This is a genomic window from Pseudoalteromonas sp. ABE4_541 (assembly GCF_056312285.1).
This window is the reverse complement of sequence record NZ_JBSVEM010000009.1, coordinates 31,935-47,715: the sequence shown is the minus strand read 5'-3', so window position 1 is coordinate 47,715 and position 15,781 is coordinate 31,935. Positions and strand designations below refer to the sequence as shown.

Sequence of the window (15,781 nt, the reverse complement as noted above, 5' to 3'; positions counted from 1 at the left end):
GCATGAGCCAAACTTCCTTAAAAATACCCATGTACAAGCCACTGTGAAGTTGCATTTTTATATACCCATAGCCACTGCCCTTGTTCATTACGCGCTATAAAATAATCACGAGCCAGCGCTTTTCCCCCCCACCAACCTGTGTAAATTCGCTCAGGGCCCGCAAAAATGTCCACCTTTTCTGTCAAAGGGATTGTATAGGGCAATAGCATACTCGGATGTTTTAAATGAGTCTTTTTGTCCAATTTTGCTGATTTTGAAAGTGGCCGAGAAAGCTCAAAAGCGCACTCTGGACGTGGATCAGCATTAAGTGAAAAGCCATGTAATGCATCTGGACCTAGCTTTGCTTCTAACTTAGCAATTAGGGCTGACACTGGCATCCCAGTTCTGGTACCTTGAAATAAATCATTATTCTGAGCTACATTACTTATAAACTGCTCAGCACTCAACGTGACACCTTGTACGGGCTCGGGCAGTTGGACGGTTGAAAGTTTAAGTTCAATTAATTCTAGCCAAGCACTGGCTTTACTCTCCCCTTGCGCAAAAGCGATATCTACCTTTAACACATCAGCATCACGAAAATGCAATTGAATACTAATTAGCTCTGCTAACTTGTTGCGCTGTAATAGAAACGACTCTAATTGCTGTAATAGCTTATATAAGGGCTTAGTTAGCCACTGTATCGTTTCCAGTTCGTACAATAAAACCAAATAACGAGAAAACGTCTCACAGGGCACATAAAATATAATTGGGTGATGTAATTGACCTTGTAAACGACCAAGGTAAAGCACTAATTCAGCATCAAACCGTTTTGCAAGTTGTGTAATTGGAATGTCTATCAACTGCGCTAAAGTTGTCACTCTCACTCGCTGCAATCGCTCACAAGTCGCTTCCGGTAAATCAGTGCTCTTTAAGCTATTTAATTTAACTTGCTGCAGTAATTTTTGTTTATCATCCGTAAGCAAAGACAAACCATTTCGTGCAAGCAAACGCGCGGCAAGGGGAGAAAATCCGGTTGAGTAGCTATAACGTAAGCCAAAACTCAGCAAATGCGACTGGATCTGTTGCCAGTAATCCTCAAGACTTTTATACAGTGCCAACATATTGCTTACTTTAAGCAAAATACCATTCGGTGGAAAAAGACTGATGTCAGCAGTGACTAAATACAACCAGTCCGCTATCTCTTGTAGCCTAGAGCGCTCTCGTTGTTCGTCATAAGGGACAATTTGCAAGTTGTCGCATAATGCAGCAGTGCTGGCCAAGCCTGCTCCAACTTTAACACCACATTGTTTTGCCCGCTCACACATTTGCACAATTCGGTGTGTTTTTGGGTCAGCCACCACGATTGGCGCGCTCTCTTTCTCATCTTCCAAGCTATCTAACTGTAACGATTCAAAATGTAAGTAAAGCCAGAGCGTCATTGTCCATAACCTATTGCGGTTGGCAAAGTAATCACATTTGTTGGCTTCTTCGTGGTTTGAACTACTGTGTAAAGCTGTGGCCAATATTCTTGTAACGAGAGAACAAAAGGCACCTGAGCTCTACCACCTTTTTGCTTTTTTATGTGAACTTTTATACCACTCGAATGAGCAGACAGCAGTAAAGATAATTCCACAGGCAAAGAAAAGTGCACTTCACTTTGCTCTCGAAATAAAAATAACGTTGCACGCCCTTTATGGGCGGCTAACTGCAAACGCTTAGCCTGAGCAATAGTCATAGCGCTACACCATAGCAAAACCGAGTCACAAGCATGGCTGTTAAGACATTGTTCGGCCGCCCACAGGGCATCCTTTGTCGTATTTGTCTTTATTAATAGCAGTTGCTCGCAGTCTAACCCTAAGTGATAAAACTGAGACACGTTAGGTACCCCGGGAGGACAAATAAACACAAGTAACTTATTTTGCTGTACTAAGTAGGATTGAAATAACTGCAGCTCACCTATTCCTTGTGGAGATAAAACTTCCACAACTCCCTGTCGAGGTAATCCACCTTGCAATTTATTGTCTAGCATTTTTATTCCAGAACTTATCCGTTCAAAAGACTGGCCTTGCTCACGCCCATGCCATAGCCATTGACGATGCTGAAGTAAGTCAATCATCTCGCTCATATTACACAAAACCAAAATACTGTACATTTAAACAGTATAGTTATTCATGTATAAAGTGCAAGATCAAAACAGATCGCTCTCGATCCTCACAACTGCTGGAAAAATACTGATGCTAACCCGCAATAACACTCAATCATTTTGAATGACCAAGTCTGACGATGGCTGTACTAAAAATTTCTCATTAAGAACAACTAAATAAAGAAATTTACAGCTTGCCTACATGGATGTAGTTATCCTACCAATAGCAAGACGCGGTAGCGGTGCAACCACAAGGTTTTCTTTCCTCAAAATAGACCACGTAGTTAAGCGGGTTAGTATGAATTCAAAAAGTGAAGATATGAAATAAAGTGCCACAACGAAAAATGCCAGTCACAAGGACTGGCATTCAATATTCACTTTAAAAAAGTTAGATGGTGATTACCAACCCGCTTTTTCTTTAAGTGCAGAGCCGATGTCAGCTAGTGAACGAACAGTCTTAACGCCTGCCGCTTCTAAAGCTGCGAATTTCTCATCAGCTGTACCTTTACCGCCAGCGATGATTGCACCAGCGTGACCCATACGCTTACCAGCAGGTGCAGTTACACCAGCAATGTAAGATACTACAGGCTTAGTTACGTTGTGCTTGATGTACTCTGCTGCTTCTTCTTCAGCTGTACCACCGATCTCACCAATCATTACGATTGCTTCTGTTTGAGGATCGTTTTGGAACATCTCTAGTACGTCGATGAAGTTAGTACCAGGGATTGGATCACCACCGATACCAACACACGTAGACTGACCAAAGCCAGCATCAGTAGTTTGCTTAACGGCTTCGTACGTCAGAGTACCAGAGCGAGAAACGATACCTACTTTACCAGGCTTGTGAATGTGACCAGGCATGATACCGATCTTAGTTTCACCCGGAGTGATAACACCTGGGCAGTTAGGACCGATCATACGAACACCAGTTTGGTCTAGCTTAACTTTAACGTCAACCATATCTAGTGTTGGGATACCTTCAGTGATACAAACGATAAGCTCGATGCCAGCATCGATAGCTTCTAAGATTGCATCTTTACAAAAAGGTGCTGGTACGTAGATAACTGATGCTGTTGCGCCAGTTGCTTCTACTGCTTCACGTACTGTGTTGAATACAGGAAGACCAAGGTGCGTTTGACCGCCTTTACCTGGAGATACACCACCGACCATTTGCGTACCATACTGGATAGCTTGCTCAGAGTGGAAAGTACCTTGACCGCCAGTGAAACCCTGACAGATTACTTTAGTATCTTTATTAATTAATACAGACATTATTTGCCCTCCGCAGCAGCAACAACTTTCTCAGCAGCATCTGTTAGTGATTCTGCAGCGATAATGTCAAGGTCAGAGTTAGCAAGAACTTCACGACCTAGTTCAGCATTAGTACCTTCTAAACGTACAACTACTGGTACTTGAACGCCAACTTCTTTAACTGCACCAATGATACCTTCTGCAATCATGTCACAACGTACGATACCACCGAAGATGTTAACAAGTACTGCTTTAACATTGTCATCAGAAAGGATGATTTTGAATGCTTCTGCTACACGCTCTTTCGTCGCGCCGCCACCAACGTCTAGGAAGTTAGCTGGCTTGCCACCGTGTAGGTTTACGATGTCCATAGTACCCATCGCTAGGCCTGCACCGTTAACCATACAACCTACGTTACCGTCTAGAGCAACATAGTTAAGCTCGAAGCTTGCTGCGTGAGCTTCACGCGCGTCTTCTTGCGAAGGATCGTGGAATTCACGGATCTTAGGTTGACGGAACAACGCGTTACCGTCTACACCGATTTTGCCGTCAAGACAGTGAAGGTTGCCTTGATCAGTGATAACTAGAGGGTTGATCTCTAGTAGTGCAAAATCGTGATCGTTAAACATAGTTGCTAGACCCATGAAGATCTTAACGAACTGTTTAATTTGTGCTGGGTTTAGACCTAGTTTGAAGCCTAGCTCACGACCTTGGTAAGCTTGAGGACCAACTAGCGGATCAATTTCAGCTTTATGAATTAGCTCTGGTGTTTCTTCTGCAACAGTTTCAATTTCAACACCACCTTCAGTAGATGCCATGAAAACAACTTTGCGAGTTGCACGGTCTACAACAGCACCTAGGTATAATTCGTTCGCGATGTCTGTGCAGCTTTCAACTAAGATTTTAGCTACTGGCTGACCTTTTTCGTCTGTTTGGTAAGTAACTAAGTTTTTACCTAACCAGTTCTCAGCGAATGCGCGGATTTCTTCTTTGCTATCAGCAAGCTTAACACCGCCCGCTTTACCACGGCCACCGGCGTGTACTTGACACTTAACTACCCATTTGTCGCCGCCGATTTTAGCAGCTGCTTCTACCGCTTCTTGAGGTGTATCACAAGCGAAACCCTCAGATACTGGCAAACCATAGTCGGCAAATAGTTGTTTTGCCTGATACTCATGCAAATTCATGATGCTTTATCCAATTTCTTATACTAAAAAAGCTGAATATTTATGCAAATAATCAGCTATCCCAAATTGCGCTCCTAGTATAGATCCCAAGGCGTACGATGAAAACCCTAGTTAGACCAAAGGCGCAAAAAAAAAGCTGTATGAACTAACATACAGCTTAATATCTAATCAATATCGATTAAACGTCTAATAATAGACGTGTTGGATCTTCTAGTAACTCTTTAATTGTTACTAGGAAACCAACAGATTCTTTACCATCAATTTGACGGTGATCGTAGCTAAGTGCTAAATACATCATAGGTAAGATTTCAACTTTACCATTTACTGCCATTGGACGGTCCTGGATCTTGTGCATACCCAAGATTGAAGACTGTGGCAAGTTGATGATAGGCGTCGAAAGTAATGAGCCAAATACACCACCGTTGGTGATAGTGAAGTTACCACCAGTCATATCGTCAACAGTTAGCTTACCATCACGACCTTTAAGCGCTAGCTCACGGATACCTTTTTCAATTTCAGCAACTGACAGCTTGTCACAGTCACGAAGAACTGGTGTTACAAGACCACGAGGTGTAGATACCGCGATGCTGATATCGAAGTAGTTGTGATAAACAATGTCATCGCCGTCGATAGACGCATTTACTTCTGGGAAGCGCTTAAGTGCTTCAGTTACTGCTTTCACGTAGAAAGACATGAAACCTAAACGAATACCGTGACGCTCTTCGAATACATCTTTATATTGCTTACGAAGGTCCATGATAGGCTTCATGTTTACTTCGTTGAAAGTCGTCAACATTGCTGTTGAGTTTTTCGCTTCAAGTAGACGGTTTGCAATTGTCTTACGTAAACGCGTCATTGGTACACGTTTTTGCGTACGCTCGCCTAATGCTACTGCAGGCGCTGCAGCAGCTGGTGTTGATGCAGGTTTTGCCGCAGGTGCAGACTTCAAGAATGCATCTACATCTTCTTTGGTGATACGTCCACCTTTACCTGAACCTTTGATTTGAGAAGCATCTAGACCTTTTTCAGCGATTAGGCGACGTACTGATGGAGTCAATACATCTGAGCTTTCGTCTGAAGCTGCTGGTGCCTCAGCCGCAGGTGCTGCAGCTGCTGGCGCACCGCCTGCAACGATCTTACCGATCACTTGCTCACCTAATACCGTGTCACCTTCAGCGTGAAGATGTTCACCCATTACACCATCTTCTGGTGCAACAACTTCTAAAACAACTTTATCAGTTTCAATATCAACTAGGTTTTGGTCACGGCTTACTGCTTCACCTGGTTGAACATGCCAAGTTGCGATTGTAGCGTCTGCTACTGACTCTGGAAGTACAGGTACTTTAATGTCCACTTCTTTACCTTCTGATGCTGGCGCCGCTGATGACGCTGCTGGTTGTTCATTTGATTGAGCAGGTGCACTAGCTTGCGCGCCAGCTGCACCTAGAATTGCGATAACTTGTTCACCTAGAACCGTTGCACCGTCTACTTCTTTGATTTCAGTGATCACACCATCTTCTGGTGCTACAACTTCTAGTACAACTTTATCTGTTTCAATATCTACAAGATTTTGGTCACGAGATACGGTATCACCAACGCTAACGTGCCAAGTTGCCACCGTGGCGTCTGCAACTGACTCAGGAAGAACAGGAACCTTAATTTCGGTTGTCATCTCTTATCCCTTATTTCTTAATTGTTAAAGCGTCAGCAACTAACGCATTTTGTTCTTTAGTATGTGTTGACATGTAGCCACACGCTGGTGCTGCCGATGCTTTACGGCCAGCATATGTTAGGTTTGCACCCGCAGGGATCGCATCCCAGAAGTGGTGCTGAGAGCAATACCAAGCACCTTGGTTTTGCGGCTCTTCTTGACACCAAACAAAGTCTTTCACGTGTTGATAACGAGCCATGATCTCGTCCATTTCCTGATGAGGGAATGGATATAGCTGCTCTACACGAACAATAGCAACATTGTTTAACTCTAACTTACGGCGCTCTTGCAATAGCTCGTAGTAAACCTTACCGCTACAGAAAACAACACGCTCTACCTTTGCTGGATCGATATCATCAATCTCGTCAATCATATTGTGAAATACACCATCTGCAAGCTCTTCAAGTGAAGAAACTGCTAGTGGGTGACGTAACAATGATTTAGGTGTCATTACAATTAATGGACGACGCAATGGACGCACTGATTGACGACGCAACATAGCGTATACTTGTGCAGGAGTTGAAGGCACACATACTTGCATGTTGTGGTCAGCACAAAGCTGTAAGTAACGCTCTAGGCGTGCAGAGCTGTGCTCAGGACCTTGGCCTTCGTAGCCATGAGGTAACAGCATAGTCAAGCCACATAAACGACCCCACTTTTGCTCACCAGAGCTTAAGAACTGGTCGAATACAACCTGCGCACCGTTAGCGAAGTCACCAAACTGTGCTTCCCAAAGTACTAGCGAAGTTGGCTCGGCCGTTGCGTAACCATATTCAAATGCCAGCACCGCTTCTTCAGACAGCACTGAATCGTATACTTCAAAAGCACCTTGCTTTTCATGAATGTCTTGCAATGGAATGTAAGTCGAAGCATCTTGTTGATTATGAACAACGGCATGACGATGGAAGAATGTACCACGACCAGAGTCTTGGCCAGTCATACGCACATCTACGCCTTCATCAACGAGTGTTGCATAAGCAAGTGTTTCAGCCATACCCCAATCAAGAAGCTTTTCACCGCTGGCCATCGCTTTACGATCATCGTAAATTTTCTTAACGCGCGACTGAGCTTTATGCGTTTCTGGGTAGGTTGATACCTTTTCAGCTAGTGATTTAAGCTTGTCCACTGATAGCGTAGGATTGTATGCAACATCCCAATCGTGACCAACAAACTTAGACCAATCCGATGAATGCTTTGTATCAGGCTTAATCTCTTCAACAACACACTGGCCATTATCTAAGCCATTACGGTATTCATCAGCTAGCGCTTTCGCTTCATCTGCCGTGATAATACCCTCTAATGCTAACTGCTCAGCGTAAATTTGACGAGGCACAGGGTGCTTTTTGATTTTTTGATACATTAACGGCTGAGTTGCATTTGGCTCATCCGCTTCGTTGTGACCGTGGCGGCGGTAACAAACTAAATCAATTACAACATCACGGCGGAATTGATTACGGAAATCCAATGCAACTTGCGTTACAAAAGCAACCGCTTCTGGGTCATCAGCATTAACATGGAAGATTGGCGCCTGAACCATCTTAGCAATGTCAGTACAATAATCTGTAGAGCGAACGTCTTCTTGCTTTGATGTTGTAAAGCCCACTTGGTTATTTACAACGATACGTACTGTACCACCTACACCAAACGCGCGAGTTTGTGATAGGTTAAAGGTTTCTTGTACAACGCCTTGTCCAGCAATTGCTGAGTCACCATGAATGGTAATAGGAAGCGCTTTTGAGCCAGTCTTACAAGCTAAGCGATCTAAACGAGCACGTACAGAGCCCATCACTACTGGGTTAACAATTTCCAAGTGCGAAGGGTTAAATGCCAACGCCATATGCACATCACCACCTTGCGTTGCAAAGTCAGATGAGTAACCCATATGATATTTAACGTCGCCAGAGCCGGCTAATTCGCCGTACTTACCTGCGAACTCATCAAATAATACTTGTGGATTCTTGCCAAGCACATTCACTAGCACGTTTAAACGACCACGGTGCGCCATACCTATTACAGCTTCTTGTTGGCCGCTTTCACCCGCACGATGAATAAGCTCTTTCAGCATAGGTACTAGAGAATCACCGCCCTCAAGAGAGAAACGCTTTGCACCTGGGAATTTCGCACCCAAGTATTTTTCTAAACCATCTGCCGCTGTAAGACCTTTTAGAATACGTAACTTTGTTTCTTTGCTAAATTGAGGCTTTGAGAAAGTTGACTCTAGGCGTTGCTGTAACCAGCGTTTTTCTTCTGTAGAAGTGATGTGCATATATTCCGCACCGATAGAACCACAATATGTGTTCTTCAGAGCAGCATATAAGTCTTTTAATTTCATTGTCTCTTTGCCACAAGCAAAAGAGCCAACGTTGTATTCTTTGTCTAAATCCGCATCAGTTAGCTCGTGATAATCAAGTTCTAAGTCGCGAACTCGCTCACGTTTCCATAAACCCAAAGGGTCTAGGTTGGCGTTTTGGTGGCCTCTAAACCTAAATGCGTTAATCAGTTGCAGTACTCTAACCTGCTTTGCGTCAGATGAACCATCTGCTGCAACTACTACTTCTCTGTGTTTGTTTTTAGCAAGCTCGGCAAACTGTTGCCTTACTTGTGAATGCTTAACATCAACATCAACACCATCAACTTTAGGTAGTTGATCAAACACTTCTCGCCACTCTTCTGGCACTGAAGTCGCATCATCAAGATACGCTTCATAAAGCTCTTCTACATAAGCTACGTTTCCGCCGTACAAATGCGAAGATTCTAGCCATGCCTTCATCACACCTTCGTGCATTTATTAGCCCTTTTCTCTAGCGCAGAAATTTAATTAATAACAAGATGGCATGCCAGAGCATGCCATCTAAGGTTTAAATATGTATTAAACCGAACGATTTAACAACATAGATTTAATCTGACCAATGGCTTTAGTTGGATTCAAGCCTTTTGGACATACGCTAACACAGTTCATGATACCGTGACAGCGGAATACACTGAACGCGTCGTCAAGGTCTGCCAAACGTTCTTCTGTAGCTGTATCGCGGGTATCTGCTAAGAAACGATAAGCATGTAAAAGACCTGCGGGACCGATGAACTTGTCTGGGTTCCACCAGAACGAAGGACACGACGTTGAACAACACGCACATAAAATACACTCATACAAGCCATCTAGTTGCTCACGCTCTTCAATTGATTGAAGGCGCTCAACACCACCAGTTGGTTTGTCGTTAATTAAGAAAGGCTTTACTTTTTCGTATTGAGTGTAGAATTGGCTCATATCAATGACTAAGTCACGAATAACTGGTAGACCAGGTAACGGACGTAGAATGATTTTGCCTTTGCCATTCTTTTGCAATGCTGAAATAGGCGTAATACATGCAAGGCCATTTTTGCCATTCATGTTTACACCATCCGAACCACAAACACCTTCACGACAAGAACGACGGAAAGATAAAGTTGGATCTTGCTCTTTTAGAAGTAAAAGCGCGTCCAACACCATCATGTCACGACCTTCTTCTACTTCAAGCGTGTAATCCTGCATGCGTGGCGCATTGTCCACATCAGGATTATAACGATAAACAGAAAATTCTAAAGTTGCCATCGCTGAGCTCCTAGTAAGTACGTGCTTTAGGTGGGAATGCTTCACGAGTCTTAGGCGCGTAGTTAACCTCACGCTTACTCATGCTTTCCGTCACTGGGTTATATACCGTATGGCATAACCAGTTTTCATCATCACGATCTGGGAAGTCAAAACGAGAGTGAGCACCACGACTTTCTGTACGGAAATTTGCAGCAACAGCCGTTGAGTATGCAGTTTCCATCAAGTTGTCTAGCTCAAGACACTCGATACGTTGTGTGTTGAACTCTGTCGACTTATCATCAAGACGCGCATGCTGTAAACGTTCGCGAATCTCTTTAAGTTGCTGTAGACCTTCAGCCATCGAGTCACCTTCACGGAATACCGAGAAGTTAAGCTGCATACATTGTTGTAAGTCTTTCTTAATTTGAACCGGATCTTCGCCCTGACCTTTCGTTGAATTTTCCCAACGATTGAAGCGAGCAAACGCTTCATCAATATCATCGCTTGATGCTTCTTTTGAAATTTGCGCATCAGCAAGGTATTGACCAAGGAAGTTACCAGCTGCTCGACCGAATACAACAAGGTCAAGTAGTGAGTTACCACCTAGGCGGTTAGCACCGTGTACTGATACACATGCAATTTCACCTACGGCGAATAAACCTTCAACCAGTTTGCCATTACCATTTTCGTCAACGCTCAATACTTGGCCGTTCACGTTTGTAGGCACACCACCCATCATGTAGTGACATGTTGGGATTACTGGAATTGGCTCTTTTGCAGGGTCAACGTGTGCAAATGTCTTAGATAGATCACAAACACCTGGAAGGCGTAGGTTAAGAGTCTCTTCACCAAGGTGATCAAGTTTAAGCTTGATATGTGGACCCCAAGGACCGTCACAACCACGACCTTCACGAATTTCGGTCATCATTGAACGAGCAACAACGTCACGTGATGCTAAGTCTTTCGCATTTGGTGCATAACGTTCCATGAAGCGTTCGCCGTCTTTATTTAGAAGGTAACCACCTTCACCACGACAACCTTCGGTTACGAGCGTACCCGCACCAGCGATACCTGTTGGGTGGAACTGCCACATTTCCATATCTTGCATCGCAATGCCAGCGCGCGTTGCCATACCAACACCGTCACCAGTGTTAATGTGTGCGTTAGTCGTAGAAGCATAAATACGACCGGCACCACCTGTTGCTAGAACAACCGCTTTCGATTTGAAGTAAGTTACTTCCCCTGACTCGATATCGATTGCAGTACAGCCGACTACATCACCGTTATCGTTTTTAACTAAATCTAGTGCGTACCACTCTGAGAAAACGTTGGTTTTGTTTTTAACGTTTTGTTGGTACAAGCAGTGAAGCAATGCGTGACCTGTACGGTCAGCAGCCGCAGCTGTACGCGCAGCCTGTTCACCACCAAAGTTTTTAGACTGACCACCGAAAGGACGCTGATATACACGGCCATTTTCAAAACGAGAAAATGGAAGACCCATGTTCTCAAGTTCAGTGATAGCTTCAGGACCTGTTTGACACATGTATTCGATAGCGTCTTGGTCGCCGATAAAATCGGAACCTTTAACCGTATCGTACATATGCCATTCCCAGTTATCCTCATGAGAGTTACCCAGCGCTACAGTAATACCACCTTGCGCAGATACCGTGTGAGAACGTGTTGGGAAAACTTTAGAAATCAATGCACAAGTTTTGCCTGATTCAGAAATAGCAAGCGCTGCGCGCATACCAGCACCGCCGGCACCGATTACAACAGCATCAAATTCACGAGTATTGTATTTCACTTAAACACCCCACAGAACAAACAGACCAATTGCTACGTAAGCAAGAGCCATTAAGTTTAAAACGAAGCCAAGTACCGTACGCATTGTTGAGCACTTTACATAGTCCGTTAGAACTTGCCAAAGGCCGATGCGCGTATGCACCATAATGCATACTAAGGTAACGATTGTTGCTGCTTTAACAGCAAGATTTGAGAACAAACCTTTCCATGCTTCGAATGTTAGTTCTGGAGTAAGAAGTAAATAACCAACAATAAATACTGCATATGCTGCAATGATCAATGCGGTTGTACGCAATGAAACGTAATCTTGTACGCCGTCACGCTTGAGAGTTGCTTGATTTAAGACCATATCCACACTCCTGCTAAAATTGCTACTACTACAGAAAGTGCAATTGCAATTTTCGCGCTGCTATTGCCAGACTCTAATTCTTCCCAATGACCCATGTCTTGGATCATATGGCGGATACCACCGATTAGGTGATAAGCCAACACACTGATGGTGCCCCACGCGATGAATTTTGCGATAAAGCCGCTGAACAGCCCTTTCACAAATTCAAAACCTTCAGGAGAAGAAAGAGACTCAGACCAAGCCCAAATGACAAAAGTTAAAGCGAAGAACAATGCTACACCTGTTACACGGTGTAGAATCGACGCTTTAGCCGTTGCCGGCATCGATATAGTCGTAAGATCTAGATTTACAGGTCTTTGCTTTTTCACAGTTACTTGCCCATCTTGCCCACTAAGGAGCTCATCTACTTGTTTTTATAAAATCCACTTGCGTAAATACAAATGGCACACTCTAAATAAACCTGTTTTTCCAAAAAACCGATCAATTTTTCGTAAAAATAGGTTTACCCACAGACGATACGGTATAAAACCTTTCACAGTATATAAGGCCGAGCGTGCTTTTACAATTCTTGTTTAGATTGAGATGCTTGCGAATTAGCCAATGGTATAATATTTAATCCGTGCAGAATATTTATTATACATATTTGCATAATTCTTAGAAAAATTGACTTTCCACCCCTGTTGTACGTTAAAATGATCAGAATTTGCTTAACATTAGTATCAAACATAACAATCAGAATTGTTATTTCATAGGAGATAAGTAGATGGCAGATAAGAAAGCCACAGTACATATTGAAGGTCACGACCCGATCGAGCTTCCGATTTACTCAGGCACAGCTGGTCAAGACGTAATTGACGTTCGCACGCTAGGTGCACATGGACACTTCACATATGACCCAGGTTTCATGTCTACTGGTTCGTGCGAGTCATCTATCACCTACATTGACGGCGGGAAAGGCGTATTGTTACATCGCGGCTACCCAATTGAACAGCTTGCAGAAAAATCGAACTACATCGAACTTTGTTACCTTTTACTAAACGGTGAGTTACCAACAGCTGAGCAACATGCTGAATTTGCAGATGAAATCACACGTAACACCATGTTACACGAGAAAATTGCTGTATTCTTCCAAGGCTTCCGAGTAGATTCACACCCAATGGCAATGCTATGTGGTGTTGTTGGTGCGATGTCATCTTTCTACCACGATGACCTAGATATTTCTGACTCAGAGCAGCGTCACCGCAGCGCAGTACGTCTAGTAGCTAAACTACCAACAATTGCAGCGATGGCGTACAAGTATAATGTAGGTCAACCATTCGTATATCCACGTAACGACCTTAGCTATGCTGAAAACTTCTTACACATGATGTTCTCAGTACCTGCAGAAGAGTACCAAGTAAACCCTATCCTTGCTAAAGCAATGGATAAAATCTTCATGCTTCACGCAGACCACGAGCAAAACGCATCAACGTCTACAGTTCGTCTAGCTGGTTCTTCAGGCGCAAACCCTTATGCATGTATCGCAGCTGGTATCGCGTCACTTTGGGGCCCAGCTCACGGCGGTGCTAACGAAGCATGCTTGAACATGTTGGAAGAAATCGGTTCAGTTGATCGCATCGACGAATACGTAGCGAAAGCAAAAGACAAGAACGACCCGTTCCGTTTAATGGGCTTTGGTCACCGTGTTTATAAAAACTTCGACCCACGCGCTACAGTAATGCGTGAGACGTGTCACGAAGTTCTAAAAGAGCTGAACATTCAAGATCCACTATTGGATGTTGCAATGAAGCTTGAGCAAATTGCACTGGAAGATCCGTACTTCATCGAGAAGAAACTTTACCCTAACGTAGATTTCTACTCAGGTATCATCTTGAAAGCAATCGGTATTCCTACAAGTATGTTCACAGTTATCTTTGCGATGTCTCGTACTGTTGGTTGGATTTCACATTGGGATGAAATGCTATCTCAACCAGGCCACAAAATCGGTCGCCCTCGTCAGCTATACACTGGCTATACGCAGCGCGACTACAAACCTACATCAGATAGATAAGTTCAGTAGAATTTGTTTTAGGCCGCCTAGTGCGGCCTTTTTTATTGGCTTTGATGCAAAATATCATTAAAATTGCCCCTCGCTTTACCCAAGGACTTTTGCATGACCGATATCACGCAGCTAAGAGATGACTTTCCAATTTTAAAACAGACAATAGAAGGTAATCCTTTAGTCTACCTAGATTCAGGCGCTACCAGCCAAAAGCCTCAGGTAGTGATCAATGAAATAAATCAGTTTTATGAAAAAAACAATGCAAATGTACACAGGGGTTTACACACTCTAAGCGAACGTGCAACATCACGCTATGAAAGCGTGCGAGAAAAATTAGCGACGATTCTTCAGGTATCAGCAAAAGAACTTGTTTGGACCAGCGGTGCGACAGAAAGTATTAACCTCGTTGCTTGCGGATTAACTCAGTCCATCACACAAAATGACATTATTCTAATTTCCGCATTAGAACATCACGCGAATATTGTTCCTTGGCAACAACTGGCGCTGCGCACTGGCGCAAAACTTGAAGTAATACCAGTCACCTCACAGGGTATAATTGATACTCAAACTGCGGTAGAAAAAGTTGCTCAATTAAAGCCTAAAATCTTTGCTTGCTCACATGCTTCAAACACGTTGGGCAACATTCAAGACGTTCAAACTTTGGTGAACGAAGCTAAAAAACATGGCGCAATTACCTTAATTGACGGCGCGCAAGCTTTTTTACACCTGCGACCAAATTTGCGAAAGCTAGGCTGTGATTTTTATGTGCTGTCAGCCCATAAAGCCCTTGGTCCGACTGGATTAGGTGTGCTGTATGGGCGATATGAATTACTCAATACATTGCCTGTGTATCAAACAGGGGGTGAAATGATCCAACAAGTCAGTTTTGAAAAAACGACCTTTAGGGAAGCACCTGCCAAGTTTGAGCCCGGAACGCCGAACATTTCCGCGGTTTTAGGGTTTAGTTCAGCATTAGATTATTTAAATGCAATTAATTTTAAACAGATGCATCAATATGAGCAGGCATTATTGGCCTACTTAGTCGAGCAACTATCTGCGATTGAAGGCATTAAACTCTATGGTGATTTGGTCAATAACATTGGCACAGTGAGTTTTAATTACAAGTCTGAACACCATTACGATTTAGCAATGTTACTGAACACTTACGGAATAGCCATAAGAAGCGGCCACCATTGTACTCAGCCACTTATGCAAGCACTCAACTTAAATGGCACCATACGGGTCAGTTTAGCTTTTTATAACAATAAAAACGATATTGATCTTTTTATCAGTGCATTACGAAATAGTATTGAGCTACTCGAAGGATAAAATTTGTGACTTATCAAGAAATACATAACGCATTGTCTAACACGTCAGGCTGGCAACAAACTTATCGCGAGATCATGTTACTTGGCAAGCAGCTTCCCGCTTTACCTGAAGTTTTAAAAACAGAGCAGGCCAAAGTTACTGGCTGTGAAAGTAACGTATGGTTGCACATTGAATTGGACGAGCAGCAGCAAAATTTACTGCTAGTTGGCGATTCCGACACACGCATTGTTAAAGGTCTTCTTGCGATTGTATTGGCTATGTACAATGGAAAAACCCCTGTGGATGCGAAGCAGATCGACGCTTATCAAGAATTTGAAGCGCTTGGGCTGATCAAACACCTTAGCCCATCCAGAGGCAATGGTATTAAGGCAATTGTAGAAACGATTCAAAAGCAAATTAGACGGTGGGCATAAGCCCACT

At 43.4% G+C, this 15,781-nt stretch carries 13 protein-coding genes; 3 read left to right on the top strand and 10 right to left on the bottom strand.

Annotation, left to right across the window (positions count from 1 at the left end):
• Nucleotides 1-17: 17 nt before the first annotated feature.
• From ACW689_RS10630 to sdhC, 10 genes are all read right to left on the bottom strand, one after another.
• Nucleotides 18-1,418, bottom strand: a complete 1,401-nt coding sequence (locus tag ACW689_RS10630) for a Y-family DNA polymerase (protein ID WP_476291110.1) — start codon at nt 1,416-1,418, stop codon at nt 18-20.
• Nucleotides 1,415-2,104, bottom strand: a complete 690-nt coding sequence (gene imuA, locus ACW689_RS10625) for a translesion DNA synthesis-associated protein ImuA (RefSeq protein ID WP_476291108.1) — start codon at nt 2,102-2,104, stop codon at nt 1,415-1,417. The genes ACW689_RS10630 and imuA overlap by 4 nt, the downstream gene beginning before the upstream one ends.
• Before the next feature lie 417 nt (nt 2,105-2,521).
• Complete coding sequence (sucD, locus tag ACW689_RS10620) at nt 2,522-3,394, bottom strand: succinate--CoA ligase subunit alpha (protein WP_105168407.1); 873 nt, start codon at nt 3,392-3,394, stop codon at nt 2,522-2,524.
• Entirely contained in the window at nt 3,394-4,560 is a 1,167-nt protein-coding gene (gene sucC / locus ACW689_RS10615) for an ADP-forming succinate--CoA ligase subunit beta (RefSeq protein WP_152086094.1), read from the bottom strand. The genes sucD and sucC overlap by 1 nt, the downstream gene beginning before the upstream one ends.
• A 178-nt stretch (nt 4,561-4,738) precedes the next feature.
• Entirely contained in the window at nt 4,739-6,232 is a 1,494-nt protein-coding gene (odhB, locus tag ACW689_RS10610) for a 2-oxoglutarate dehydrogenase complex dihydrolipoyllysine-residue succinyltransferase (protein ID WP_476291106.1), read from the bottom strand.
• Nucleotides 6,233-6,242: 10 nt separating this feature from the next.
• On the bottom strand, nt 6,243-9,056 hold the full coding sequence (locus ACW689_RS10605) for a 2-oxoglutarate dehydrogenase E1 component (RefSeq protein ID WP_476291104.1): 2,814 nt from the start codon (nt 9,054-9,056) through the stop codon (nt 6,243-6,245).
• Nucleotides 9,057-9,140: 84 nt separating this feature from the next.
• Nucleotides 9,141-9,860, bottom strand: a complete 720-nt coding sequence (locus tag ACW689_RS10600) for a succinate dehydrogenase iron-sulfur subunit (protein WP_476291102.1) — start codon at nt 9,858-9,860, stop codon at nt 9,141-9,143.
• A gap of 10 nt (nt 9,861-9,870) precedes the next feature.
• On the bottom strand, nt 9,871-11,643 hold the full coding sequence (sdhA, locus tag ACW689_RS10595; protein WP_476291100.1) for a succinate dehydrogenase flavoprotein subunit: 1,773 nt from the start codon (nt 11,641-11,643) through the stop codon (nt 9,871-9,873).
• A complete protein-coding gene (gene sdhD, locus ACW689_RS10590; RefSeq protein ID WP_476291098.1) occupies nt 11,644-11,991 on the bottom strand; it encodes a succinate dehydrogenase, hydrophobic membrane anchor protein in 348 nt (115 codons plus the stop codon). It abuts the gene before it with no gap.
• On the bottom strand, nt 11,982-12,359 hold the full coding sequence (sdhC, locus tag ACW689_RS10585; RefSeq protein WP_476291096.1) for a succinate dehydrogenase, cytochrome b556 subunit: 378 nt from the start codon (nt 12,357-12,359) through the stop codon (nt 11,982-11,984). The genes sdhD and sdhC overlap by 10 nt, the downstream gene beginning before the upstream one ends.
• Before the next feature lie 395 nt (nt 12,360-12,754).
• On the opposite strand from sdhC, the gene ACW689_RS10580 reads away from it, so the two are divergent.
• The 3 genes from ACW689_RS10580 to ACW689_RS10570 all read left to right on the top strand — a co-directional run bounded on the left by ACW689_RS10580 (nt 12,755) and on the right by ACW689_RS10570 (nt 15,774).
• The gene (locus ACW689_RS10580; RefSeq protein ID WP_476291094.1) at nt 12,755-14,041 is read left to right on the top strand and encodes a citrate synthase; all 1,287 of its coding nucleotides are present in this window, start codon (nt 12,755-12,757) and stop codon (nt 14,039-14,041) included.
• Nucleotides 14,042-14,143: 102 nt separating this feature from the next.
• A complete protein-coding gene (locus ACW689_RS10575; protein WP_476291092.1) occupies nt 14,144-15,361 on the top strand; it encodes an aminotransferase class V-fold PLP-dependent enzyme in 1,218 nt (405 codons plus the stop codon).
• A gap of 5 nt (nt 15,362-15,366) precedes the next feature.
• Nucleotides 15,367-15,774, top strand: a complete 408-nt coding sequence (locus tag ACW689_RS10570) for a SufE family protein (RefSeq protein ID WP_476291090.1) — start codon at nt 15,367-15,369, stop codon at nt 15,772-15,774.
• The last annotated feature ends 7 nt before the right edge of the window (nt 15,775-15,781 follow it).